28 protein-coding genes are annotated in these 24,989 nt (G+C 66.1%); 18 read left to right on the forward strand and 10 right to left on the reverse strand.

Annotated features, from left to right (window positions below; genetic code table 11):
- Positions 1-137 precede the first annotated feature (137 nt).
- Positions 138-1,961, forward strand: a complete 1,824-nt coding sequence (locus E5673_RS18075; protein ID WP_210731772.1) for a diguanylate cyclase — start codon at positions 138-140, stop codon at positions 1,959-1,961.
- A 145-nt stretch (positions 1,962-2,106) separates the two neighbouring features.
- On the opposite strand, the gene E5673_RS18080 is transcribed toward E5673_RS18075, so the two are convergent.
- The gene (locus tag E5673_RS18080) at positions 2,107-2,460 is read right to left on the reverse strand and encodes a lysozyme inhibitor LprI family protein (RefSeq protein WP_136191067.1); all 354 of its coding nucleotides are present in this window, start codon (positions 2,458-2,460) and stop codon (positions 2,107-2,109) included.
- 146 nt (positions 2,461-2,606) lie between these two features.
- On the opposite strand from E5673_RS18080, the gene E5673_RS18085 reads away from it, so the two are divergent.
- From E5673_RS18085 to E5673_RS18095, 3 genes are all read left to right on the forward strand, one after another.
- Complete coding sequence (locus E5673_RS18085) at positions 2,607-3,545, forward strand: Gfo/Idh/MocA family oxidoreductase (protein WP_136191068.1); 939 nt, start codon at positions 2,607-2,609, stop codon at positions 3,543-3,545.
- A gap of 218 nt (positions 3,546-3,763) precedes the next feature.
- The gene (locus E5673_RS18090; protein ID WP_056065305.1) at positions 3,764-4,021 is read left to right on the forward strand and encodes a hypothetical protein; all 258 of its coding nucleotides are present in this window, start codon (positions 3,764-3,766) and stop codon (positions 4,019-4,021) included.
- A gap of 78 nt (positions 4,022-4,099) precedes the next feature.
- Entirely contained in the window at positions 4,100-4,519 is a 420-nt protein-coding gene (locus tag E5673_RS18095) for a lysozyme inhibitor LprI family protein (protein WP_247599466.1), read from the forward strand.
- A gap of 12 nt (positions 4,520-4,531) precedes the next feature.
- Here E5673_RS18095 and E5673_RS18100 read toward each other — a convergent pair whose 3' ends face one another.
- Entirely contained in the window at positions 4,532-5,440 is a 909-nt protein-coding gene (locus E5673_RS18100) for a LysR family transcriptional regulator (RefSeq protein ID WP_136191069.1), read from the reverse strand.
- 87 nt (positions 5,441-5,527) lie between these two features.
- On the opposite strand from E5673_RS18100, the gene E5673_RS18105 reads away from it, so the two are divergent.
- The 9 genes from E5673_RS18105 (at position 5,528) to E5673_RS18145 (ending at position 13,393) form a co-directional block, all read left to right on the forward strand.
- A complete protein-coding gene (locus E5673_RS18105; RefSeq protein WP_136191070.1) occupies positions 5,528-6,562 on the forward strand; it encodes an aldo/keto reductase in 1,035 nt (344 codons plus the stop codon).
- A gap of 11 nt (positions 6,563-6,573) precedes the next feature.
- Positions 6,574-7,767 carry an MFS transporter gene (locus E5673_RS18110; RefSeq protein ID WP_136191071.1) on the forward strand — a complete coding sequence of 398 codons (1,194 nt, stop codon included), beginning with the start codon at positions 6,574-6,576 and terminating at the stop codon, positions 7,765-7,767.
- 75 nt (positions 7,768-7,842) lie between these two features.
- Positions 7,843-8,610, forward strand: a complete 768-nt coding sequence (locus E5673_RS18115) for an SDR family oxidoreductase (RefSeq protein ID WP_136191072.1) — start codon at positions 7,843-7,845, stop codon at positions 8,608-8,610.
- A gap of 105 nt (positions 8,611-8,715) precedes the next feature.
- Positions 8,716-9,372, forward strand: coding sequence for a PepSY-associated TM helix domain-containing protein (locus E5673_RS18120; protein ID WP_247599467.1), 657 nt, complete (start codon positions 8,716-8,718; stop codon positions 9,370-9,372).
- Positions 9,373-9,383: 11 nt separating this feature from the next.
- The gene (locus E5673_RS18125) at positions 9,384-9,878 is read left to right on the forward strand and encodes a DUF2271 domain-containing protein (protein ID WP_168711665.1); all 495 of its coding nucleotides are present in this window, start codon (positions 9,384-9,386) and stop codon (positions 9,876-9,878) included.
- A gap of 10 nt (positions 9,879-9,888) precedes the next feature.
- Positions 9,889-10,728, forward strand: coding sequence for a DUF4198 domain-containing protein (locus tag E5673_RS18130; RefSeq protein ID WP_136191074.1), 840 nt, complete (start codon positions 9,889-9,891; stop codon positions 10,726-10,728).
- Positions 10,729-10,763: 35 nt separating this feature from the next.
- Complete coding sequence (locus E5673_RS18135) at positions 10,764-11,735, forward strand: FAD:protein FMN transferase (RefSeq protein ID WP_247599468.1); 972 nt, start codon at positions 10,764-10,766, stop codon at positions 11,733-11,735.
- A 166-nt stretch (positions 11,736-11,901) separates the two neighbouring features.
- Complete coding sequence (locus E5673_RS18140) at positions 11,902-12,663, forward strand: NUDIX domain-containing protein (RefSeq protein WP_136191075.1); 762 nt, start codon at positions 11,902-11,904, stop codon at positions 12,661-12,663.
- 1 nt (position 12,664) lies between these two features.
- Positions 12,665-13,393, forward strand: coding sequence for an extensin family protein (locus E5673_RS18145; RefSeq protein ID WP_136191076.1), 729 nt, complete (start codon positions 12,665-12,667; stop codon positions 13,391-13,393).
- Between the two features lie 160 nt (positions 13,394-13,553).
- On the opposite strand, the gene E5673_RS18150 is transcribed toward E5673_RS18145, so the two are convergent.
- From E5673_RS18150 to E5673_RS18165, 4 genes are all read right to left on the reverse strand, one after another.
- Positions 13,554-14,108, reverse strand: a complete 555-nt coding sequence (locus E5673_RS18150) for a hypothetical protein (protein ID WP_056065323.1) — start codon at positions 14,106-14,108, stop codon at positions 13,554-13,556.
- A 236-nt stretch (positions 14,109-14,344) separates the two neighbouring features.
- A complete protein-coding gene (locus E5673_RS18155) occupies positions 14,345-14,644 on the reverse strand; it encodes a hypothetical protein (RefSeq protein WP_136191077.1) in 300 nt (99 codons plus the stop codon).
- Between the two features lie 81 nt (positions 14,645-14,725).
- The gene (locus tag E5673_RS18160; RefSeq protein WP_136191078.1) at positions 14,726-15,505 is read right to left on the reverse strand and encodes a transglutaminase family protein; all 780 of its coding nucleotides are present in this window, start codon (positions 15,503-15,505) and stop codon (positions 14,726-14,728) included.
- Positions 15,506-15,593: 88 nt separating this feature from the next.
- Positions 15,594-16,343 (reverse strand): Bax inhibitor-1/YccA family protein, encoded by a 750-nt coding sequence (locus E5673_RS18165; protein ID WP_136191079.1) that lies wholly within the window; start codon positions 16,341-16,343, stop codon positions 15,594-15,596.
- A 122-nt stretch (positions 16,344-16,465) separates the two neighbouring features.
- On the opposite strand from E5673_RS18165, the gene thpR reads away from it, so the two are divergent.
- Entirely contained in the window at positions 16,466-17,023 is a 558-nt protein-coding gene (gene thpR, locus E5673_RS18170; RefSeq protein ID WP_136191080.1) for an RNA 2',3'-cyclic phosphodiesterase, read from the forward strand.
- Positions 17,024-17,067: 44 nt separating this feature from the next.
- A complete protein-coding gene (locus E5673_RS18175; protein WP_136191081.1) occupies positions 17,068-17,604 on the forward strand; it encodes a superoxide dismutase family protein in 537 nt (178 codons plus the stop codon).
- A 252-nt stretch (positions 17,605-17,856) separates the two neighbouring features.
- Here E5673_RS18175 and E5673_RS18180 read toward each other — a convergent pair whose 3' ends face one another.
- The 3 genes from E5673_RS18180 to E5673_RS18190 form a co-directional block, all read right to left on the reverse strand.
- Entirely contained in the window at positions 17,857-19,425 is a 1,569-nt protein-coding gene (locus E5673_RS18180; RefSeq protein WP_136191082.1) for an MFS transporter, read from the reverse strand.
- Between the two features lie 105 nt (positions 19,426-19,530).
- A complete protein-coding gene (locus E5673_RS18185) occupies positions 19,531-20,337 on the reverse strand; it encodes a hypothetical protein (protein WP_136191083.1) in 807 nt (268 codons plus the stop codon).
- Positions 20,337-21,545, reverse strand: coding sequence for a TIGR04063 family PEP-CTERM/XrtA system glycosyltransferase (locus E5673_RS18190; RefSeq protein WP_136191084.1), 1,209 nt, complete (start codon positions 21,543-21,545; stop codon positions 20,337-20,339). The genes E5673_RS18185 and E5673_RS18190 overlap by 1 nt, the downstream gene beginning before the upstream one ends.
- 100 nt (positions 21,546-21,645) lie before the next feature.
- Between E5673_RS18190 and E5673_RS19805 the strand changes: the two genes are divergently transcribed.
- The 3 genes from E5673_RS19805 to E5673_RS18200 are packed head-to-tail and all read left to right on the forward strand — an operon-like array spanning position 21,646 to position 24,240.
- The gene (locus E5673_RS19805; protein WP_168711666.1) at positions 21,646-21,801 is read left to right on the forward strand and encodes a hypothetical protein; all 156 of its coding nucleotides are present in this window, start codon (positions 21,646-21,648) and stop codon (positions 21,799-21,801) included.
- Complete coding sequence (locus E5673_RS18195; protein WP_136191085.1) at positions 21,794-23,161, forward strand: putative O-glycosylation ligase, exosortase A system-associated; 1,368 nt, start codon at positions 21,794-21,796, stop codon at positions 23,159-23,161. Before E5673_RS19805 ends, E5673_RS18195 begins: the two co-directional genes overlap by 8 nt.
- Positions 23,158-24,240, forward strand: coding sequence for an acyltransferase (locus E5673_RS18200; protein ID WP_136191086.1), 1,083 nt, complete (start codon positions 23,158-23,160; stop codon positions 24,238-24,240). The genes E5673_RS18195 and E5673_RS18200 overlap by 4 nt, the downstream gene beginning before the upstream one ends.
- Before the next feature lie 54 nt (positions 24,241-24,294).
- Here E5673_RS18200 and E5673_RS18205 read toward each other — a convergent pair whose 3' ends face one another.
- Positions 24,295-24,858 (reverse strand): type 1 glutamine amidotransferase domain-containing protein, encoded by a 564-nt coding sequence (locus E5673_RS18205; RefSeq protein WP_107961722.1) that lies wholly within the window; start codon positions 24,856-24,858, stop codon positions 24,295-24,297.
- Between the last annotated feature and the right edge of the window lie 131 nt (positions 24,859-24,989).

The following is a 24,989-nucleotide window of genomic DNA, read 5'->3' on the forward strand; positions in this document are numbered from 1 at the left end:
TCTCCAGCGGTTTGCCTTTTTCCAGGCAAGCCGTTCGCCCAGATTTTATCGGGCACGCCCCTTTTCCCGCGGACGAAATAAGGCCGGTCCCTCGCAGCGTAACCAAACGCTAAGCTCTTGGGGATAAGCATGCCGCGATGTTCGTATCGCTGACAGCGCGTATCACCGCGATCGGGCTCATAGTCCTTATCGCGTTGGCGTCTTTGGCGGGGCTCCTCGCCGATGCGTCGTATCAGGCCAGCCAGAGCGTTCACTGGGCCGCGCATTCCGCCGGGATCATCGAAACGACCGAGGCGGCGCTGGGCGATCTGCGCGAGGCCGAATCCGGCCAGCGTGGCTTCGTCATCACGCGCGATCCAGCCTATGCTCGGTCGTACGCCGAACGTGTGGATAGCGCTGCCCGAACCATCGCCCGAGTCGTTGAACAGACCGACGACAATCCGCTTCAGCATGCACGGGCGCAAGAAATCGCGCTGCTGATGAAGGAGCGCTCCGCCTTTTTGCTGCAGCCGTTGAATCTTGCCCGCCGGGGTGATTTTTCCGGCGCGGTCGCGGTCATTGCGAGTGGCCGCGGCCGCGAACTGATGGATGCGATCAGCGTGCGCGCACAGGGCTTTCTCGACGAGGAACGCGCGCTCCAGTCCACGCGGCAGGACGCGGCGGTTCAGCGGCTGGAAAGCGGCAAGAAATTGGCGATACTCGGCGCGATCGCCGTCGCCCTCGTCGTCGTCGGCAGCTTTGCGCTGCTCGTTCGGGCGATCCGCCGCCCCCTGGCGACCATGATGCGAGCGATGACCGCGCTTGGCAGCGGCGAACAGGACGCCCGCATCGATACTGCGATGGGATCGCGCGAATTTACCCGCCTCGCCGTCGGCTACAATGCGATGGCCGACCGATTAAGGGGTGCCGTCGCAGACCAGGGCACCAGCGAGCGGCAATTGCAGATCGTCAACACGGAACTGGAGCAGAACACGAAGTCGCTTCGCGAACGCGGCGAGGTGATCGAACTGCTCGGCGGCATGGCGCATCGCATGCAGGCCGCGCGCACCGACGACGAGTTGGCGCAGATCGTCCGGGTGTTCGTACCACAGGTGCTCCCCGACATTCCCGGCGCGCTGTACGCGCACAACAACTCGCGCAATTGCCTTGCCCCCGTCGCGAGCTGGGGCGGCATCACCGTGCCGATCGAAGGCTTTGCGCCGGAGCGGTGCTGGGCGCTGCGTCGCGGCCAGAGCCACTCCGTCGAAGACCCCAGCCGAGAGATCGTCTGCGGGCATGTCGCGGAGAACGAGGTGTATCATTGCGAACCCCTGCTCGCGGGCGGCGAGGTCATCGGCGTGCTCTATCTTCAGGGACGGATCGGAGCCGAGAACCGCTTCCGGATGAACGTGCTGACCGAGAACATCGCATCCGCGCTGGTCAACCACCGCTTGCAGCGATCGCTGCGCGAGCAGACGATCCGCGATCCGCTCACCAGCCTGTTCAATCGTCGCTACATGGAAGAAACGCTCAAGCTGGAGATCGCCCGATCCTCGCGCGCGGGAACTCCGCTCAGCCTCGTCATGTGCGACATCGATCATTTCAAGCGGTTCAACGACGAGTTCGGCCACGATGCCGGCGACTCGGTGCTGCAGATGGTCGCGGCGGAGATGCGCAGCCGGTTCCGCGACGGCGATGTCATCTGCCGCTTCGGCGGCGAGGAGTTCACGATCATCGCTCCGGGCACGACCGCGGAAGCGCTTGCCGGTCGCGTCGAGACCGTGCGGCGCGCCATTGCGGAACTGGCGGTCCGACACGGCAACCGCACGCTGGGCTCGACCAGCATGTCGTTCGGCATCGCGACCTGGTCCGACGCCATGGACAGGGATGGCGCGACACTCATCCAGGCGGCGGATATGGCACTGTATCAATCCAAGCGTGACGGCCGCAACCGCGCCACCATCAGCATGCTCGCGGCTTGATCCGGGCCGTTCGGACCGGTCCCGGCGCGCCGTCGACTGGAACAGCGTCGCATTGAGAACCGGATTGCACGGATAGAGTATCTTGACGGGCTGAAGACTCTCTCCGACCCCGGCCCGCTTCCAATCGGCTGCGGCAGGAATCACGTCAGCGGTAGCGCGCAAGCCACGCGGTGCGCCGGTCAGTCTGCTTCGTCAGGCAGGCGGGATGGTTCAGGCGTTCGATCGTGCCGACGCCGTCGCCTTGATCGAGCGGGCAGGCAGCGTCACGCTGCTTGATCCAGGCGCGCTGCGACGTGCGCAATGCGGCGCGACGCGCAGACGGCAACCGTTTCATGGTGACGGCATAGGTCCTGTTCAGTCGCCCATCGGCCCGCTTGTAATCCGCGCCGAAACAGGCCGCCATCGCTGGGGTGATACCCTGTGCGGCCTCCCCGGTGTTGAGGCAGCGGTCGAGATCGGGCGAGCCAGCTAGGGTGAGGGCAAGCGCTAGAATCAGCATTTCAGGTCTCCTTTCCCTGTCCAACGTAGCAAGGCCGGGTCGGTTCTGTGGCGCCTGCGTAAATCGTCCGCGACGCGAAGCCACGTATCGGCACGAAGCGCGATTGCGGTATCTAGCGCACCGGAATTGACAGTTCGGAGGTCGCGATGCGCGTGTTGGTGACGGGATTGGGCGACATCGCTCACAAGGGATATCTGCCGGTGCTGGCGGCCAACCCCGAACTGGAACTCCATCTGGCGACACGCGATCAGCGGGTTCTCCGTGAAGCCGGACGTTCGTTCCGCGTGCCCCACCTCCATGCCAGCGTAGAGCGTGCATTGGAGGCGGCGACCTTCGACGCGGCTTTCATCCACACCGCGACCGGTGCGCATCCGGCCCTCGTTCGCCTGTTGCTGGAGCGGCGTATCCCCACCTTCGTCGACAAACCGCTCGCCGACAATCTTGCCGAAACCCAAGAACTTCTGGCGCTGGCCGAACGCCAGGAAACCCTCCTGACAATTGGGTTCAACCGCCGGTTTGCCCCGGGCTACGCGGCGCTTCGTGGTACCGGCGCGAGCTTGATCGTGATGGAAAAGCACCGTCACCGCCAGGCCGACAAGCCGCGCAAAGTGGTGTTCGACGACTTCATCCATGTCGTCGATACGCTGCTGTTTCTGGCGCCTGCCCCAGTGCAACGCCGCACCATCGAGACTCATGTCGAGCATGGACTGCTGAAGGCCGTGACGCTGATGCTGGCGGGCGACGGCTTTACGGCCATCGGCACGATGCACCGGGATAGCGGACTGGACGAGGAACGACTGGACGTGATCGGTAACGGCGTGCGGCAGTCGGTGCGGAACATGGCGGAACTGGTGCGCTCGGCAGGCACGGAGTGCCACCACCGGCGTGGTGACTGGACCTCCGTCGGACGTCAGCGTGGTTTCGAAGCCATGTGTGCGGACTTTCTGACGGCAGCACGCGCGGGCCGTACCACCCCGGCCGCAGACATTCTGGCGACACACGCGCTCTGCGAAGCCATCACCGCCCATGCAGATGCGCAAGCAACACCCGACCGACCATCTTATACAAACATTTCAGCTAATTAGAACATCATCCGAGACACTTGAGCAATACGCGTCAAGTATCTCAAAACCAAATCGGTTGGGTTTGAGCGTATAATTCTCCTCGTCGTAAGCAACCAGTCCGCATCGATAACCGATACAATTATCCGTCCGATCCGGACATGTTATCGTCAGGAACCCACTCGGTCGGGAATCGTTGGTGACCCGCAGCCGCAACGGCTGTTCCATGAGAAGAGTGACTTATGATTAAAACATTGATTCTCGGCGCGTCCGCCGTCGCCATGACTGCCCTGCCAGTTGCGGCCAGCGCTGCGCCTGTCGCCAATTCGGCACAGTCGCTCTCGGTCGCGTCGCCGGTTCGTGCAGGCACGTCGTCGAAGAAGGCAAGCAATCTCACGGGCGTGAGCATTGTTCCGCTGATCATCGGCGTCGGCATCGTCGCTGGTGTGACGTACCTGATCGTCGACCATGAAGACGACAACAACTCCGACAGCAACTAAGTGAAATGGGTCGGGTAACACCGGCCCATTTTTCTATCGAACAGATTGCCGCGGATCGACCCGCATCGAGGCGAACCGATGACCCGCGCATGGCTTCTCCTGACGCTGCTGGCATCGCCCGCCGACCTCGCCGCAATGCCGTCGGCCGATCCTACCGGCGCCAGCTTGGCGCGTTGCCTGGAGCGCGAGGCCAACGCGTCCACCGCGGGCCAGACCGAATGCGAGACCAAAGCGCTGCGCGACTATGATCGGCGCATGAACCTTGCGTACGCGGCCCTGCTGCGGCGGCTCCCTGCCCCGGCAGCGCAATCCCTGCGCCAATCGCAAAGGGCCTGGATCATCTTCCGGGATGCCGAGGACAGGGCGCGAAATGCCCTCTACGCCACCCGCCGCGGCACGATGTACGTTCCGATGGAGGCGGCCGCCGGGACAATCCTGACGCGAGACCGCGCGCTGCAACTGGAAGGCTATGCGCGCATACTCTCGATCGAGCGCTGACCGTCCGATCGCTTAACTGGCCAGTCGGGCGACGAGAAAGTCGACGAACACGCGCACGCGCGCCGGCGTGTTCGTGCCGCCGACGAACACCGCGTGGATCTGCTCGACATCGCCTGGATTGAAGTCCTCCAGTACCGGCACGAGCCGTCTCGCGGCGATGTCGTCGACGACGCTGAACGCGCCGACACGCGCGATCCCGACGGCTGCACACGCAAGCTGACCCAGCGTTTCGCCGTTGTTCGCCTCGATATTGCCCCTCACCGACAACGCGATGTCCTGCCCATCGCGGCGGAATGGCCAAACAGGTTCGACGCGTCGAAAGTTGAAGTTGAGGCAATTATGCGCGTGCAGGTCTTCGGGGACCGTCGGCGTCCCGCACCGTGCGAGATAGTCGGGCGCCGCGACGATGACGCGGCCGCTTTCGCCAAGTTTGCGCGCGGTCAGCAGGCTGTCGGCCAGCGGACCGAAGCGCACCGCGACGTCCGCCTGTCCGCCCGCGACATCGACCAGCGTATCGGTCAATGCGAAATCGACCAGGATATGCGGGTACGAACGCGCAAACTCGCCCAGCAACGGCACGATGCACAACCGCCCATGCGATAGCGCGGCGCTGATCCGCAGCCGCCCGCGCGGCGCGCCCTGATCCGCGATCTGCTGTTCCGCGTCGTCCAGGTCGGCGAGTATCCGCCGCGCGGTCTGCAGATAGACCTGCCCCTCGACGGTCGGCGTCAGGGCCCGCGTCGAGCGTAGCAGCAACCGCACGCCAAGCCGTGTCTCGATCCGGTCGATCGACCGCGCCACCGCCGATGGCGTCAGCCCCAGCGCGCGCCCAGCAGCCGAGAAACTGCCCTCGCGCATCACCGTCGCGAAGATCTCCAGCGCACGGGCCCGGTCGGCGCCTATCCCGATCTTTGCGTCCACGTCACAAATCCTTCGCCGTCACATCGTCTAATAAGGGGGCACCACACCGTCCATCTATGCACCAACGCGAACATCGGGGATACGCACATGGACTATCGGCAATTGGGATCATCGGGCTTGCGCGTTCCCGTGTTGAGCTTCGGCACCGCGACCTTCGGCGGCACGGGGCCGTTGTTCGGCGCGTGGGGACGCAGCGACGAGACCGAAGCCCGGCGGCTGGTCGATGTCTGCCTGGAGGCGGGCGTGACATTGTTCGACACCGCCGACGTCTATTCCAACGGTGCCTCGGAGTCCGTGCTCGGCGCGGCGATCAGGGGGCGGCGCGACCGGGTGTTGATCTCGACCAAGACCGGCCTCCCGATGGGTGACGGCCCGCAGGACTGGGGCGCGTCCCGGTCGCGACTGATCCGCGCGGTCGAGGATTCGTTGCGGCGGTTAGGGACCGATTACATCGACCTGCTCCAGCTTCACGCCTTCGATGCATCGACCCCGACGGAGGAGGTGATGGGCACGCTCGACATGCTGATCGCTGCGGGCAAGATCCGCTATGCGGGCGTGTCCAACTATCCCGGTTGGCAGGTGATGAAGGCGCAAGGCATCGCCGACCGCCACGGCTCGCCGCGGCTGGTCGCGCACCAGGTCTATTACTCGCTGATCGGTCGCGCGTATGAGGCGGACCTGATGCCGGTCGGCGCGGACCAGGGGGTCGGCGCGCTGGTGTGGAGTCCGCTTGGCTGGGGTCGCCTGACCGGCAAGATCGGGCGCGACCGGCCGATCCCCGCGGGCAGCCGCCTGCACGACACCGAACAGTTCGCACCGCCGGTCGAGGCCGAGCACCTCTACCGCGTGATCGACGCGCTCGAGGCGGTCGCGGCGGAGACGGGCAAGACGGTGCCGCAGGTCGCGATCAACTGGCTGTTGCGCCGCCCGACCGTATCGTCCGTCATCATCGGCGCACGTAACGAAGCCCAGTTGCGCGACAATCTAGGGGCGGTCGGCTGGGAACTGACGGCCGCACAGGTCGCTGTGCTCGATACGGCCAGCGATGTGCTGCCGCCCTACCCCCATACGCCCTATCGCCAGCAAGAGGGTTTCGCCCGGCTGAACCCTGCGCTGGTCTGAGGAATGACATCATGAAACTCAATCCCGGCCTGCTGGCCCTCGCCGTCGGCGCGTTCGGCATCGGCGTGACCGAATTCGCGCCGATGGGGCTGCTTCCGGTCATCGCGACCGATCTCGGCGTGTCGATCCCGACCGCGGGATTGCTGATCAGCGCCTATGCGCTCGGCGTCGTCATTGGTGCGCCATTGATGACGTTGACCACCGGGCGGGTGCCGCGGCGGACGTTGCTGATCGCACTTGCCGGCATCTTCACCATCGGCAACCTGCTCGCGGCGGTATCGACCGGCTACGGCATGCTGATGGCCGCGCGGATCCTGACCTCGTTCAACCACGGCGCGTTCTTCGGCGTCGGGTCGATCGTCGCGGCCAGCCTCGTGCCGGCGGAACGACGCGCGGGCGCGGTGGCGGCGATGTTCATGGGGCTGACGATCGCGAACGTCGTCGGCGTGCCGCTCGCGACCTGGGCAGGCGACCATCTCGGCTGGCGCGCGTCGTTCTGGGGCATATCGGCGCTCGGCGTGGCGACGATGGCGGCGCTGCGGCTGACGCTGCCGGCTTTGCCTGCGCCCGAGGGCAGCGATGCGATGGCGGAACTGCGCGTACTGACACGGGGCCCCGTGCTCGGCGCGCTGGGCCTGACCGTGGTGGGCGCGAGCGCGATGTTCACCGTGTTCACCTACATCACGCCGATCTTGCGCGAAGTGACCCACGCCTCGCTCGGCTACATCACCGCGATGCTGGTGACCTACGGCCTGGGGCTGACGCTCGGCAACTGGCTCGGCGGCCGTTTCGCCGATCGCTCGGTCGACCGGACGTTGATCGTCACGCTCGCCTCCCTGACGGCAATCTTGATCGTGTTCGCACTGCTGATGCCGTTCAAGATTCCGACCGCGATCCTCATCTTCCTCTGGGGTATCGCGAGTTTCGCGCTCGTTCCGCCGCTGCAGATCCGCGTGATGCATGCCGCGGCGGACGCGCCCAACCTTGCATCCGCCATGAACATCGGCGCGTTCAATCTGGGCAACGCGATCGGCGCGGCGGTCGGCGGTGGCGTGATCGCGGCAGGGTTCGGGTATCCGGCGGTGGCGATGGCGGGTGCCGTCTCGTCGGCTCTTGGGCTGATCGCGGTCGTCGTCAGCGTTCGTAGGGTTGCCACGCGCGGTCGCCGCCATCCTGCGTCGGTGGGCACGGTCGAGGCTATGTAGAGGCCGACCCCTGATCGATGGGGACCGAACGCGCATCGCCTGCGTTGTACGGCCGCTATCATCAGGAGACGCACCATGAACCCGACCGGCAACACTATCCTCATCACCGGCGGCGGGTCGGGTATTGGCGCCGCGCTGGCGCAGCGTCTCCACGATGCGGGCAACGCGGTGATCGTTGCCGGCCGACGTCAGGAAGCGCTCGACGAGGCGATCGCAGGGCGCGAGAACATGAGTGCGATCACGCTCGACATCGACGACCCCGCCGCGATCGAGGACTTTGCCAAGCGCGTCGTCTCCGAACATCCCGCGCTCAACGTGCTGGTCAACAATGCCGGCATCATGAAGCTGGAGGACGCCGCGACCCGCCGTGATCTGACCGACGCGGAGGCGACGATCGTCACCAATCTGCTGGGTCCGATTCGGCTGACCAACGCGCTGGTCGATCATCTTGCAGCGCAATCCGGTGGCACGATCGTCAACCTGACGTCCGGGCTCGCCTATGTCCCGCTGACCGCCGCCCCCACGTATTCGGCGACCAAGGCGGCGATCCATTCCTACACCGTGTCCCTGCGTCGCGTCCTGGAGGGCAAGGTCGAGGTGATCGAGATCGCACCCCCCGGCGTGCAGACCGGCCTTACCCCCGGGCAGGAAACACGTCCCGGCTATATGCCGCTGGAGGCGTTTGCGGATGAGGTCATGACGCTCTGGACGCAGCAGCCGACGCCAAACGAGATACTCGTCGAACGTGTTCGGCCGTTGCGCAATGCAGAAGCCGATCATCGCTTTCCGGAAGCCGTCGTGCAGTTGAACGAGATGGCCGAACGCGCGCGCCGCGGGGGCTGATCGCTGGTGCCTCGACGTACGAAACGTCGAGGCACTACCCGCCTTTTCTGCTAACTATTCTCAGTAGCCTTGATCTGCCTGTCGCGAGCCGATAGGCGGACGACTGTGAACGCCTCCCAAACTTCCCCGTCGCCCGCGACGATCGCCAAGCGCAAACGCAAGTGGCGAAGCTGGTGGCTCAAGCAATTGCACAGCTGGCACTGGATCAGCGCGGCGCTGTCGCTGACCGCGATGCTGCTGTTCGCGATCACCGGCATCACGCTGAACCATGCGGCGACGATCGGTGCCAAACCGGTCGTCGTGGAGAAAAGCGGCACGTTACCGAGGTCGCTGCTTCACATGCTGAGCGCGCCGCATACCGCCGACGCGCCGCTCCCCGTTCCCGTCGCCAAGGCGGTCGCGAACGCGGTCGGGCTCGATCCCGCCGGCAAGCCCGTCGAATGGTCCGATAGCGACGCCTATGTCGCGCTGCCGCGACCCGGCGGCGACGGCTGGGTCAGCATCGCGCGCGCGACCGGCGCGATCACCGCGGAAACCACCGATCGCGGCTGGATCTCGTACCTGAACGACCTGCACAAGGGTCGCAACGCGGGCGCGGCGTGGTTCTGGTTCATCGACGTCTTCGCAGGGGCGTGCATCCTCTTCACGCTCACCGGGCTCCTGCTGCTGCAACTCCACGCGCGGCACCGGCCCTCGACCTGGCCGATCGTCGCCGCCGGGCTCGCGCTCCCGGTCTTGCTCGCCATCCTGTTCATCCATTGAGGGGTTTCGCCATGCGTCCTACCGCGTTTCTGTTGCTCGGCGGGGCGATCACCGCGCCTGCCCTGTTGTCGCCTGCGATTGCAGCGCCGCCTGGTGCCGTGACGATCACGATCCCGCGGCTCGACGTCGCGGAATATCATCGCCCCTATGTCGCGGTGTGGCTGGAGCCGGTCGGCGGGGGCGCGCCGCGGACGCTAGCGGTCTGGTACGACCTCAAGAAGCGAGGCAACGATCCCGGTACCAAATGGCTCGCGGACCTGCGCGCATGGTGGCGCAAGGGCGGCCGCAGCATGACGATGCCCGCCGACGGCGTCAGCGGCGCGACGCGGACGCCGGGCCAGTACACCATCCCCCTGCCCGCCGACGTCAAACCCGGCCAGTATGTCCTCAACGTCGAGGCTGCGCGCGAGACCGGCGGTCGCGAACTCGTCTCCGTACCGCTTACCGCCGGAGCCCGCACCACGGGCAAGACCGAGCTCGGCGCCGTCGCCATCTCCGCCCGCTAAGGATCACAGCATGAAGCCTTTTGTCGCACGCCTGATGGCCGCCGCCGCGCTGTTGTCGATCCCCGCCGCGCTGTCGGCGCACCGCATGTGGCTGTTGCCGTCGGCCACCGTGTTCTCGGGGACCGACGGCTGGGTGACGGTCGACGCCGCCGTCTCGAACGACCTGTTCTTCTTCGATCACCAGCCGCTCCGCCTCGACGGCATGAAGGTCTGGCAGCCCGACGGCAGCGAAGGCACGCTGCAGAACGGCGCGACCGGGCGCTATCGCTCGGTGTTCGACGTGAAGCTCGACAAGCCGGGCACCTGGAAGATCGGCACGCAGATGTCCGCCGTCATGGGCAGCTTCAAGGTCGATGGCGTCGAGAAGCGCCTCGGCGGTCGTCGTGGTCCGCCGCAGCCGAACGCCCCCGCCCCGCTGACCGTTGCCGACATCCCCGCCAACGCGACCGACGTTAAGGTCACCGAGGTGTCGGGCCGCAACGAGATCTTCGTGACCGCGGGCGCGCCGACCACCACCGTCTTCAAGCCGACCGGCAAGGGCCTCGAGTTCGCACCGATCACGCACCCCGACGAACTGGTCGCGGGCGAGACCGCGAAGTTCCGCTTCCTGGTCGACAGCAAGCCCGCTGCCGGCCTGAAGGTCACGGTGATCCCCGGCGGCAAGCGTTATCGCAACGACGAGGGCGCACGCGAGCTGACCACAGGCGCGGACGGCGTGTTGAGCGTTTCGTGGCCGACCGCGGGAATGTACTGGCTCAACGCGACGCTGACCGACGCCAAGGCGACCACGCCGCGCGCGACCGAGCGCCGGATGAGCTACGTCACGACGCTCGAAGTGCTCACGCCCTGATGCGTCCGTGAGTTTGGCGGCATGAGTTTGGCGGCATGAGGATCGCGCTGCCACCGACGATCGACGCCGCGGCGTTCGCGGCGCGCGATCCGTCGGCGGTGGTGCTCGATCTGCACGGCGAGACGATGGGCACGTCGTGGAGCGCGCGCTTCGCTGCGCCCGCCGGCACCGATCCGTCGTCGATCCACGCCGCGATCGTCGCGCGGCTGGCTGGGCTCGTCGCGGAGATGAGCCACTGGGCACCGGACTCGCTCCTGTCCCGCTTCAACCGGTCGCCAAGCGGCACCTGGACGACGCTCCCACCCGACTTCGCACACGTCATGACGCGCGGCCTGGCAATCGCCGAGATAACCGGCGGCGCGTTCGATCCGGCGATCGGCAAGCTCGTCGATGCCTGGGGTTTCGGCCCCGTCCCCGTCACACGCCCCCCAAGCATGCCCGAGATCGAGACGGCCCGCGCGACATCGGGCTGGTCCCGCCTCTCGTTCGTCCCCACCGGCGCGCACCTTCGCCAACCCGGCGGCACCGCGCTCGACCTTTCGGGGATCGCCAAGGGCCACGCGGTCGACACCATCGCCGACCTCTTGCGCGACGCCGGCATCCCGAACGCACTGGTCGAGATCGGCGGCGAACTCGTCGGTCGCGGGATCAAGCCGGACGGCGATCCCTGGTGGGTCGACCTCGAAAGCCCGCCCGGCCTGACGCTCCCCCCGCTCAGGATCGCGCTGCACGGCCAGGCAGTAGCGACCTCCGGCGACTACCGCCGCGGCGCGCACACGCTAGATCCCCGCACCGGACGCCCGATCGATACCGGCGTCGTCTCCGCCAGCGTCATCCACGAGACCGCGCTCGACGCCGATGCTTGGGCAACCGCACTCACCGTGCTGGGGCCGGACGGCCTCGACCTCGCGCACAATCATCGCATCGCCGCCCGCCTCGTCACCGAAATCGACGGCACCGCCCGCGAATACCTGACTCCCGCACTCGCCGCGATGCTCGCAGACTGACGGCTAGAACCGAACGTCCCTGTTTCCCCGCGAAGGCGGGGACCCAGACTGGACTCCCGCCTTCGCGGGAGAACAAGCTTAACTGCGCCGGATTGCACCGCCCCACCTGCGAGTGACTCCCCCCCACGACGCTACCCGATCCCGCCCTCGCGCGTTACCAAAGCCAATGACCGACGCGCTCCCCCCCGCCATCCCCGCCGCGACGCTCGTCATCTTCCGCGACACGCCAGCCGGCCCCCCGGAACTGCTGATGGTCGAGCGTGCCAAGGCGATGGCGTTCGCGGGTGGCGCATTGGTATTTCCCGGCGGCCGCGTTGATCCCGGCGACCGCGCGCTGGCGGCGCTGCTCGGCCGCCCCGACGACGAGACGGCCGCGCGCATCGCCGCGATCCGCGAAACGATCGAGGAGGCCGGGCTGCCGATCGGCCTGTCGCCGATGCCCTCCATCCAAGCCTTCGAGCGGTTGCGCGCCGCCCTTCACGCCGGAACCGCGTTCGGTGAAGCATTGGTGGACGCAGACACGTCCCTCGATCTCGATGCGCTGGAATATTTCGCCCGCTGGCGGCCAGCACACGCCCATGCGCGCATCTTCGACACGCGCTTCTATCTCGCCCGCCTGCCCGCCGAGGCCCCTGCGGCGCGGGTCGACGAGACCGAAAACGTCCGCCTGTTCTGGGCCACCGCGGTGCACGTTCTCGCCGAGACCGATGCCGGACGCGCGACGATCATCTTCCCGACCCGCCGCAATCTCGAACGCCTCGCGAAGTTTACCGATTTCGACGCCGCAGTCGCTGACGCCCGCGCGCATCCCATCCGCACCGTCACGCCGTGGACCGAGATACGCGACGGCGTCGAGCATCTCTGCATCCCCGACGACCTCGGTTATCCGATAACGTCAGAGCCGATGTCGGACGCGGTGCGCGGCTGACATGCGCGCGGTGCGAAGGACGATCGGGTGGCTGGTGGCGCTGGTCGTCATCGCGACGTTGGCGCTGATGCTGTGGGCGGGCCTGCGTGGACGGCCGCAGGACGTGCCTTGGGCGCCGCTCGATATCGGCCAGCCGATCGGCCTGCTCACGGGCCGCAAGCTCACCGCGCTGACCGAGGATTTTCCGCAATGCCGCGCGCTGCTCGACCGTGCCGGCGTCCGCTACACCGTCCTGCCGCCGCGCAAAGGCGAAGGGCAATGCGGCTATGCAGACGGCGTGCGCCTGACCGGCGGTGCTCGAAAGATCGCCTTCGCACCTGCCGGGTTAGGCGTCGCCTGTCCCGTCGGCGCGGCGATGGCGATGTGGGAATGGGACATCGTCCAGCCTGCCGCCGAACGTCACTTCGGCGCACGCGTCGCGACGATCGATCATTTCGGCAGCTATAGTTGCCGCCGTATCGCCGGCAGCCATTCGAGCAACTGGAGCGAACACTCGACCGCCGACGCGGTCGACATCGCCGGTTTCCGCCTGACCGACGGCACCCGCATCACCGTCGCGCGAGACTGGAAGGGCGACGATCCCAAAGCCGCATTCCTCCGCGACGTCCGCGACGGTGCATGCCAGCTGTTCGCGACGACGCTGTCCCCCGACTACAACGCCGCGCACGCCGATCACCTGCATCTCGACCAGGCGAACCGTGGGTCGATGGGATGGCGTGCGTGTCGGTGATCCGATCCCCCTCGTTACCCCCCTGGCGAAGGCCGGGGTCCAATTGGGAGACCTGGCTAAACGAAGGGGTGCGCATCGTTACTGCGACCTCTCCAATTGGGCCCCGGCCTTCGCCGGGGTGGATAACGCCCTGACAGTCCGCCTCGCTACCCGCGAGATTTCAACTCGCCAAGGTCGTCCCCGAATCCACCTTCTCGACCCAGTAAGGAAAGAAAGCCGGCTGCCGGTTCGACCAACCCGAGGCAGTTGCCGCCGCCTCGCTGATCGACTGAAGTAGTTTGCGCCGCAGTTCCGGATGCAGATGCGGGAGTGCCGCCGCCGCGCAGAACGCCGACGGCAACCAAGGCCGAACTTCCGCGCCGATCAACCGCTCGTACAAAAACCGCAACGCAGAGAAGCTTGTCAGCCGCCCCTGCCCCAGGTCGAACGCGACGAGCGTCATCAACGGCGCCAGGAACGGCTCGATCGCATCGAGGCCGCTATCGTCCGGCACCATCGCGCGCAGATCGGGAAGGTTGTTATAGAGCCGCGCCTGCGCCCGGATGCTCGCCGCCTCGACGACGTCGCGCGACCAGCGCTGCATCGCGTCCTCGCGGTCCAGGCCTACGTCGAGCGATCGCCGGATATACCGCTGCGTCGAGCTCGGAAAAGCCGCGAATTCCTTCATCTCGGCGAGGGTCATCGACCCCTGTGCCGGTTTCATTCTGGAAGCCATGTCGTCACCCCGCTCTCGTCAAGGAACCGGTAGACTATGCGCTCGGATGGTTAACAACGACCCTATCGCGCGTCATCTTTCCGTAACAGCAAGCGACCATGAAAGCTGTTGCGCTGCAACAACGCTGCGACGAACCGAACGAAACTAAGCGATTTGATCGTCTTGCGCGGCGTTTGGGCAACAAAAAAGCGCCGGTCGTTGCCGACCGACGCCCGTTCGTTGAGCAGATGCGAGGGTTACGCCTGCTTTTCGCGCAGCGCCCGCTCGGCATCCTCGTCATAGCCCGACGACTTCGCCGGCTCGGTGCCAGAGCCCGGCTGCGTCGCCGAAATCGGATCGCTGCCGTCCATCGACTCGTCGAGCCCGTTATCGAGACGTGCGTCGGCGCTATCGGGGTTCTTCTGAAGCCGCTTGCCGATCGACTTGTCCTGGCCCGCTTCCTGGCGTGGATCGCGACCCGAGCTTTTGCCGTCGGCATCCTTGTCGTCGGGCGCTACGGACAGGCTATCCAGCGCGCTCTTATCTATGTCGGTCATTACGACGTCCCTTTTTAATCTTGGCGAATACCAACGGTCGAAGTGCGCTTTGTTTCCCCGCGAAGGGCCCCGGGAAGCGGCTCAATCGAGCGGCGTCACCTTGACCGTCTGCTCCCACAGATATGCCTGCCCGAACACCGTCATGAACGCGATATCGGTCGCATCGCGCCCCACGCAGACCCGCGCGATATCGCTGCACGTCGCCATCTTGGTCGCATCGATCAACCGCCAGTCGCCGGCGAGCCACAGCTCCGCGACCGCATGGAAGTCGGGCGGATCGACCCCCGGCGCATAGGCCGACACGCACCGCGCCGGTATCCCGCCCGCCCGCGCGAGCGACACCAGCAGATGCGAATAATCCCGGCACACGCCCGAGCGCGACGCGAATGTATCGAGCGCGGTCGTCTCTCCGCTGCTCGATCCACAGCGATAGTCGAGCGACTGGTACACCCACTCGGTCAGCGCCGCCGCCAGCGGACCGCCTTCCAGCCCGCCGAACTCGCGCGCGACGAAGCCCTCGAAGCGGTCCGACGGACAATAGCGGCTCGGCATCAGATACGGCGTCAGCTCGCCATCGAGCATTCGCGGCGGCGTCGCCGGATACAGCTCGAGCTGCACCCGCTCGCGATTTACGGCGACGATCGCCTTATACTCCGCCGTGAACCGCCCATGCCCGCGCGACCAGCAACGTTGCCCGATCCCATCCTCGCCGCGCACCGCACGGATCGGACTGTCGGACCACAAGGTAAGGGATTCGGACTCGATCGTCTGGTCGGCCATCGCCGCCGCCTCGATCTGGAGGAGCACATCGGCATCCCCCGCGATCCCGTAATCCAGACGCACGTCGATCGAGAGCCGCATTGCGCGTCCCATTCCTGTCCCGAGGCCAAAAGAAAAGGGCCCGGCGGTGTCCCGCCGAGCCCTGCGTTCGTCACACCCTTAGCGGGAGTTAGTTGCGGCTGCTACCAAACAGACGCAGCACGAACATGAACATGTTGATGAAGTCGAGGTACAGGCTCAGCGCCGACATGATGACGACCTTGCCGACCATGTCCGTACCAGCGACCTGCGCATACAGCGCCTTGGTCCGCTGCGTGTCGTAGGCGGTGAGGCCCGCGAACAACAGCACGCCGACACCGCTGATGACCAGCTGCATCACGCCCGACTGCAGGAACATGTTGATCAGGCTCGCGACCAGCAGGCCGACGACGCCGATGATCAGGAACGTCCCGAACGCCGACAGGTCGCGCTTGGTCGTGTAGCCGTACAGACTAAGACCAGCGAAACCGGCGGCGGTGGCGAAGAACGCGCCTGCGATCGACGTGCCGCTATAGACCAGGAAGATGGTCGACATCGACAGGCCCATCAGCACGGCAAAGCCCCAGAAGAGCATCTGCATCGTGCCGGTCGACATCTTGTTCTGGCCATAGCTCATGCCGAACACGACCGCGAGCGGCGAGAACATGATGACGTACTTCAGGATGCCGCCGCTCATGAACACCTGTGCGGCAGGCGACTCTGCGCCGCCCCATGCGAACAGCATCGCGACGATGCCGGTCAGCAGGACAGCCGAGCCCATGTAGTTATACACGGACAGCATGTACGACCGGAGACCAGCGTCATAGGCCTCGGTACGCTGGCCCGTGGCCGTCGTTCCGAACGGCGCGGCGCGGGGCTGGGGGTCAGACCAATTAGCCATTGTGAAATTAGCTCCTTTGTCCGGCATGGTGCCGGTTACGGTGAATATCGTCTTTTACAGGACGCTTTTCAAGCAGAGTGGTTGCATCGGCATGGTGGTTCGCGGTTAACCTGCCGCAATCCATGATCCGCCTTTTCGTCGCCCTTCGCCCGCCACCCGCTATCCGTCAGAGCTTGCTCGACATAATGGAGGGCGTGCCGTCCGCGCGCTGGCAGGACGAGGAACAGCTGCACGTTACGCTCCGCTTCATCGGCGAGGTCGAACGGCCGATGGCGGAGGACGTCGCGATCGCTTTGAGCCAGATCGTCGCGCCGGTCCCGAGCGTCGCGCTCACCGGAGTCGGCCGGTTCGAGAAGCGAGGGCGAACCGATACGCTGTGGGCCGGCGTGACGCCGCACGAGGCGCTCGCCGCGCTCCACCGCAAGGTCGACCAGGCATGCGTTCGTGCCGGCCTCCCGCCCGAACACCGCGCGTATCTCCCGCACATCACCGTCGCGCGGCTGGCGCGGTCGGCGGGCGTCGGGTTCGCGATCGAAGACTGGCTTGCGACGCATGCCGCGCTGACAAGCGCGCCCTTCCCGCTACCCCATCTCGTGCTGTACCAGAGCCATCTCGGCCGCGACGGCGCGACGTACGAACCCGTCGCGCGCTGGCCGCTCGATAGCGGGGGTGGAACCTGAGCCACGGCGAAGGGTTCGCCAAGAGATCAACAGGGAGAAACACTATGCGGATTGCGACACTGGCATTGCTCGGCGCGGCGACGATCGGGCTGACCGCCTGCGAGAAGACTGGCATGGAGACCGGTGCCCCCGTATCCGGCGGCCAGCGCGCCACCGCGACGCTCCAGACCGCGACCGGCAGCGATGTCGGCCGAGCAACGGCAACCGAAGTCGCGGGCGGCCTCCGCTTCACGCTCGACGCCAAGGCGATGCCCCCCGGCACGCACGGCGCACACATCCATATGGTCGGCCGTTGCGACGCCCCCGACTTCACGACCGCGGGCGGCCACTGGAACCCGACCGGCATGAAGCACGGCAGCATGAACCCGCAGGGTCCGCATGAAGGCGACCTGCCCAACCTGATCATCGGCAACGATGGACGTGGCACGATCGGCATCACGATCCCGGGTGCGACGATGGCGGGGCTGATGGACACGGACGGCTCGGCGTTCGTGGTGCATGCCGGTCCCGACGATCTGATGACAGATCCGGCCGGCAACAGCGGCGGGCGCATCGCCTGCGGGGTGTTCCAGGCGGGGTAAGCACATAGCCCCTCATAACGCTTCGGGAGGGGCGCGTTCGCTTGTATAATTTCCGTTCGTGCTGAGTAGAGACCGAATAGTGGCCGAAGGCGGCGTATCGACGGCTCGTATCGAAACACAGTTTTCGCGCACCGACCTGCCCCCTCCCCGTTCGCCCTTAGCGAAGTCGAGGGGCATGCCCCAAGCGTAGGTGCTTCGACTTCGCGCAGCACGAACGGAAGAGGGTGACCGGGCTAGGGTCAACAGGGGCGGTTAAACCGCCTCCCCCGCCGCCCGAGCCCTAGCCTCTCGCGTAGCCTCGGCCCGCGGCGCCAGTCGATACGCCGCCACCGCACAGGCCAGCGTGATCGGCGTCACGACCAGCAACGAAAGCATCCCGATCGACAAGCTCCCGGTCAGCGTCGACACCCGCCCCGCCATATATGGCCCGAGTGCCAACCCGATCAGCGTCGTCCCGATGAAGAACGTCGCGGTCGCCGTCCCCCGCATCCGCGGCAACACCATGTCCTGCGTAGTCGCCGCCGCAGCCCCCAGCGCGCACGACGCGGTCAACTGCGCGAGGAATATCCCCGTATAGAACGCGACCGGCGACGACGCGGTGAAGGCGAGGATCAGGAACGGCACCGGCACCACCGCCCCGAAGATCACCACCCACAACCGCCCCGCCGGGTTGCCTTGCCGCAACCGATCCGACACCACCCCGCCGATCGTCAGCCCCAGGAAGCCAGCGGTCGCGCCAAGGCTGCCGATCATGAACCCCGCCGACGCCGGCGTCGCACCAAGCTCGCGGAGCGCATACGGCGCCGCCCAGAAACTCGCGGCATAGCTCAGGAACGCGTTCAGCCCATAGGCCACCACCGTGCAGAGGAACGCCGGCGTCCCGACGATCAGCGCAAAGGTCGGCGGATCGCGCCGCTTCAGCGCCGACGCCCACGAGAACACCGCGTAAACACCGATCCCGATCGCCACCCATTGCGGCCACGGTTCACCCGCCGCGACCAGCCCCGACACCGCCGCAACCACGACTGCGAGCGCAATGAGATTATACCCCAGCGCCTTCGCACCACCCATCGCCGCACCGATCAAGGTCAGCGGCGGCACGATCGTCACCAGTTCGGCGCCGAACGCGCGGAACGGCGCCGGATGCTTGTCCGGCTCGGGCAGCCCCTCGACAAGCCCGCGGATTGGCTCCTTCAGCGTCGCGATCCACACCGCCAGCAACAGCCCCGGCACTCCGACCGCCATGAACGCCGCCTGCCAGCCGACCAGGCCAAGCGGTCCGCCGCCGGGATAGGCCTTGTTCCAGCCCTGCACGATCAGCCCGCCGATGAACAACGAACACCCGCCGCCGACATAGAGGCCTGCGGAGTAGATCGACAACGCGGTCGCACGCAGCCGCTTGGGAAAATAGTCGGAGATGATCGAGTATGCCGAAGGACTAGCCGTTGCCTCGCCGATCCCGACCCCGATCCGCGCGGCGGCAAGATGCCCGCCGGTCTTTGAAAAGCCCGACAGCGCGGTCATCACCGACCATAGCGACAGTCCGATCGTCATCAGCCTGACGCGGTGCCAATTATCCGCCAGCCGCCCCAGCGGAATGCCGAACAGCGAATAGAACACGCCGAACGCGGTGCCGTACAGGAACCCGAGATCCTGGTCCTTGAGCCCCAGGTCGCGCTTGATGTCCTCCGCCAGGATCGAGATGATCTGCCGGTCGACGAAGTTCAGGACGTAGACGAGGAACAGGATCGACAACACGTACCAGGCGTAGCGCGATGCACCTTTCTCCGGCTCGCCCATAACGGTTTCGGCGTTTGCCATGATCCCTCCCCGATGTTTTTCGAGCTATGGGTATCAGAGGCAAGAAGAGAGAAACAGCGCTTTCGACAGCCTCGGGTACGCCAGGGCGACCGGCGCGCGTCTACCTTAGTGCGACCCGATCCGCCCCCGACGCAGCGCCCCCTGTTCCAGTCGCTGCAACAGCGTCTCGATCGTCGGCGGCGTAGTCGGCTCGGCCTGCGCACGCAGAGGCCGGGCGATCGGCGTCGGCGCGCTGACCTCCTCCACCGGTTGCGACGTTTCGACGACCAGCGGCTCGACCGGCTTTGGCACAGGCGCGGTCACGAAGGTCGCCGGCTCGGCCGTCGACGCCGACTCGATCACCGGCGCGACCATCGTCGGCTGCGCCAGAGGCGCGACCGGTCGGGCAGGCTCCATCGGCACGGGCCGCATCGCCTTCGGATCATAGGCGGCCAGCGGCAGGTCGAGATCGGCGGGAATAGCCCGTTCATCACGCGCGGCCCCATCGGCCGAACCCGCGACGCCAACCTCCATCAACGGCGTACCGAGATCGGCCGCCGACATCGGCTTGCGCGGCGGCGCGTCGGGATGTGCGTCGGCGCGACGGATCACCGGCACGCCGTCTTCCCGCGGTCGCGTACCAGCGAACACCCCACCCGGCCCGAACAGCAGATAAAGCGACGACCACAGGATCGCCGCGACCAACGCCCCCGCCCCCAGCGCCAGTATCGCGCGCGCCGTCGCCCCGAGGGGCGGTGCCGCCATCGGGATCAGCGCCGCGATCCCCGTATCCGATACGAGCGCCTCCAGCGCATCGCCCGACGACAGCATCACGCCCGCCGCCGCGATCACGCCCCCAGCGATTGCGCCCATGATCGGCACCAGACGATTCAGATTGCCGCGCTGCAAAGTCCGAAGAGCAAACTCTGCCATTAATTTTCCCGCACCGCGGCCGCGATCAGCCGTTCATAGACTGGAGCATAACGGCGAATGTTTGACGACCAGTTACGCTCTTCCTGCACGAAAGCACGCCCCCGTGCGCGCCGTTCGTCCCACCCCGAGCGGTCCGCGAACATCCCCGCCAGCGCGGCCGCGATCGCCTGCGGATCGTCGGGCGGAAACAGCGTGCCCGTATCGCCGTCGCGGATCAGTTCGCGGTGCCCACCAACGTCCGACGCGGCGACCAGCCGCCCCTGCGCCATCGCCTCCAGCGGCTTCAGCGGCGTGACCAGATCGGTCAGGCGCATGCGCTTGCGTGGATAGGCGAGGATATCGACCAGCCCGTAATAGCGCTCGACCTCCTGGTGCGGCACGCGCCCGACGAAACGGATCGCATCCGCCACCGGCGATGCCTGTGCCTGCGCGCGCAACGCCGCCTCCATCGGCCCGCCGCCGACCAGCACCAGCCGCGCCTTGGGACGCGCAGCGACCAGCGCCGGCATCGCTGCGATCAGGTCATCGAGCCCTTCATAATCGTAGAAGCTGCCGATGAACCCAACGACATCCGCGCCTTCGAGCCCCAGCTCAGCCCCAAGCGCATCGTCACGCGGCGGAGCATTGCCGAATAGGTCGAGGTCGACGCCGTTTGGCGAGACCATGATCTTGTCCCTGGAGATGCCCCGCGCGACCAGGTCGCCGCGCAGGCCCTCGCAGATCACCGCGACCGCATCCGCCCGCCGCACCGCCCACGTCTCCAGCGCCCGCGTCGCACGGTAGCGCATCGACGTCGCCGTCCCCGTCCCGTTGCCGACCGCCGCATCCTCCCAGAACGCGCGGATCTCGTACACCAGAGGCAGCTTCCGCTTGCGCGCGACGATCAGTGCGGCGAGCGCATCGATCACCGGCGAATGCGCGTGGAGGATGTCGGGCTTGAAGGCATCGACCGCCGCCTCGATCCGCTTGGCGAACGCCGCGATCCCGACGGCTTCGCCGACCGGTCCCGGCTTCACCCCCGCATCCGTACGGTGGAAGGTCAGCCCGTCGACTGCCTCAACCGAAGCAGGCGCGATACCGTGCCGCGGGCCGGTCACTGCAGCGACGGTCCAGCCGAGCGCTTCCTGCGCCTTGAGGATCGCCCGGGTGCGGAACGTGTAGCCACTTTGCAGCGGCAGGCCGTGATCGAGGATATGAAGGATACGCATCGTGGACGTCGTCTGCCACAGATCGCTTAACGGCGCGTCAACCGACTATGCCTACAGACGATTCCGTGATGCCCGCATGTCCGGAAAGGAGGCCGTACCCATGATCGACAATCTCGCGCTCGGCCTCAGCCACGGGTTGATGATGCTCGCCGCCTTCCTGTTGCTCAAACGTCCCGACCTCGATCGCGAGCCTAGCCCACACGACGCGCCTGAAAAGAAGCCCGCGCCGATAGAGAAACCCCGCCGCGATGCGTGATCTCGCGTTCATCGCCTTCCTGCTCGCGTTCTTCGGAATGGGGTTCAAGCGGCCGTTCCTGCTCGTGCTCGTCTATGTCTATATCGACATCGTATCGCCGCAGCGGCTGACCTACCTGCTACTGAACAGCGTGCCGATCTCGCTGATCGCGGTCGCGCTGGCGGTCGGCGGGTGGATCATCGCCGACGACAAGCGGGACACGCGCGTCGGTGGGCGACAGGTGCTGATCGTGCTGCTGCTGCTCTATTGCTGGGGCACGACGATCGCCGCAGACTTTCCCGTCGAGGCCAAGGAGAAATGGGACTGGGTGTGGAAGGCGCTCGCCTTCGCCGCGTTCCTCCCCCTGACGCTGCGCACGCGCGTGCGGATCGAGGCGTTGTTGCTGTTCATGATCCTCGCCGCATCGTCGATCATCGTCGTCGGCGGGATCAAGACGATCGCCAGCGGCGGCGGCGGTTACGGCCAGTTGAACCTGATGGTCGACAATAATTCAGGACTGTACGAGGGCAGCACGATCAGCGCGGTGGCGATCGCGATCGTCCCGATCATCGTCTGGTTCATGCACCACGGCACGATCTTCAGGCCGGACTGGCGGGTGAAGGCCTATTGCCTGGCGCTCGTCTTCGCCTGCCTGCTGATCCCGGTCGGCACGTCGACGCGCACCGGGCTGCTCTGCATCGGCCTGCTCGCGCTGCTGTCGATCCGCAACGTGAAACGCAAGGTCGCGTATCTGGCGATGCTCGGCGTGCTGGGGCTGGCGGCGATCCCGTTCCTGCCCTCGACCTTCACCAACCGCATGAACACCATCAAGACCTACGACGCCGACGAATCCGCCTCGACGCGGCTCGCGGTGTGGAAATGGACGATCGAATACGCAAAGGCGAACCCGTTCGGCGGGGGCTTCAACGCGTATCTGGGCAACCACATCCGCTACGATTTAAAGACCACGCCCGGCGCTGCCGAGGCACCCAAGGTCGAGGTCGACAAGGCCCGCGCGTATCACAGCGCGTATTTCGAGATGCTCGGCGAGCAGGGCTATCCCGGCCTTGCGATATGGCTCGCGATCAACCTGATCGGCATCGTCCGCATGGAATTCATACGCCGCCGCTACCGCGATCCGGAGGGCGAATATGCCTGGGCCGGACCGCTCGCAGCGGCGCTGCAAAGCGGGCACATCGTTTACCTGCTCGGCGCAGGGTTCATCGCGATCGCGTTCCAGCCGTTCATCTACATGCTGATCGGCGCGCAGATCGGCCTCGACACGTATCTGGCGCGCAAGCGGAGCGAGCAATCGTTCCGGCCGATGCGCCGTGTGGCCCCCGCCGCCAAGCCTGTGGTTCCGGACGCACTGTCGGCATGATCGACCGGGCTCCGGTTCACGAACTGCGCGCGCTGACCGGCGTTCGCGGGATCGCTGCGTGGTTCGTCGTCTTATACCACATCCGCTTGTCTATCTCCGGGTTGCCTACGGGACTGCGCGACGTCTTCGCCAAAGGGTATCTGGCGGTCGATTTCTTTTTCCTGCTGTCCGGTTTCGTGATCTGGCTGACCTGGTCCGACCGCATTCGTACCGGCGGCGCGGCAAGCATTCCGCGCTTCCTGCAGAAACGCATCGCCCGCATCTGGCCTCTGCATCTGGTCACGTTAGGCGGCGCCGTCGCACTGGCCCTGCTGCTCCGCGCAACCGGCCGCAGCGATCCGCAGTTCGTCTTCCCGGAATTGCCGCTCCACATCCTGCTGCTCCAGAACTGGGGCTTCACGCATCACCTCGCCTGGAACGACCCGGCTTGGTCGATCAGCGCCGAACTAGGTGCGTACCTGCTGTTTCCGTTGCTGGTTATGGCGGTGGACTGGCGGCGTTTGCCGAGCTGGGCATTGCTGGCAATTGCCGGCTGCTTGCTGGTCGGCCTGCACCTGGCGATGGATGCGACTACCCTCGGCGCCAATATCCCGCGCTACGGCCTGCTTCGCTGCCTGGTAGAGTTTACGACGGGCAGCATCGTCTGCGTCCTATGGTTGAGGTGGCGCGGCGTCTTGCGAGCGCCGCTATGGGCGGCGCTGGCAGCCATGGTCGCTGCCGGTAGCTGGATCGCGGGTGCGCCGGAAACGCTGGTCGTCCCCGCGTTGTCCGCCGTTGTCCTGCTGCTGCTGGCACTGACTGCAGGCAAGCCAGGAAACCCGTTCGAACTGGGATCGACGCACTATCTAGGTGAGATCAGCTATGCGACCTATCTCAGCCATTTCATCTTGTGGAAAGCGTTCAAGCTCGTCTTCGTCAGAGACGCGACCGCCGTGTCGCCGATGTATGTAGCGTTGTATCTGGGCTTGGTCCTGATGGCCTCGATTGCCCTCTATCACCTGATAGAACGCCCCGCCCAACGCTGGCTCAACAGGCTCCCCTCCCGCTCGCGGGAGGGGTTGGGGGAGGGGCAGCCATAAACGTTGGTGCCACTCCCCTCCCCTAGCCCCTCCCGCAAGCGGGAGGGGAACAGGTCAGTCGACCGGCTCGTCGGCCAGTTCTTCCTCAAGCGCGGCGATGATCGCCTTGTTGAACGCAGGGATATCATCCGGCTTGCGGCTCGTGATCAGGTTGCCGTCGACCACGACCTCCTCGTCCACCACGTCCGCACCCGCATTCTCCAGGTCCGTGCGGATCGACGGGAAGCTCGTCACGCGGCGTCCATCGATCACGTCTGCTTCGGCGAGCAGCCACGGCGCATGACAGATCGCAGCGATGATCTTGCCGTCCTCCATGAACTCGGTGATGATCTCGATCGCGCGCTCCTGCTGGCGCATCGTGTCCGGGTTGGCGACGCCGCCCGGCAGCACCAGCGCGTCGTAATCGTCGGTATCGACCTCGTCGAGCGTCAGGTCGGGCGTCGCCGTCTCGGCCTTGTTGATGTCGCCCTTCATGCCCTGGATCGGGTCGGTCTTGATCGACGCGAGCGTCACTTTCGCCCCCGCCGCCTCCAGCGCTTTGCGCGGTTCGAACAGTTCGACGGTCTCGAAACCATCGGCAGCGAGCATCAATACGCGAGCTTGGGAAAGATCGGCCATGTCATGTCTCCAGTGAAATCCCGTGCCCCCTCAACCAAGCGCAGCCCGCCTCGTTCCGGAACGATGCGCCTTCCCGAACATTTGCAGAGATAGTCAGAATCAGACGCCCCCAAGGGACCACCGCATTGCCC

This window comes from Sphingomonas sp. PAMC26645 (genome assembly GCF_004795835.1).
Taxonomy (GTDB): domain Bacteria; phylum Pseudomonadota; class Alphaproteobacteria; order Sphingomonadales; family Sphingomonadaceae; genus Sphingomonas.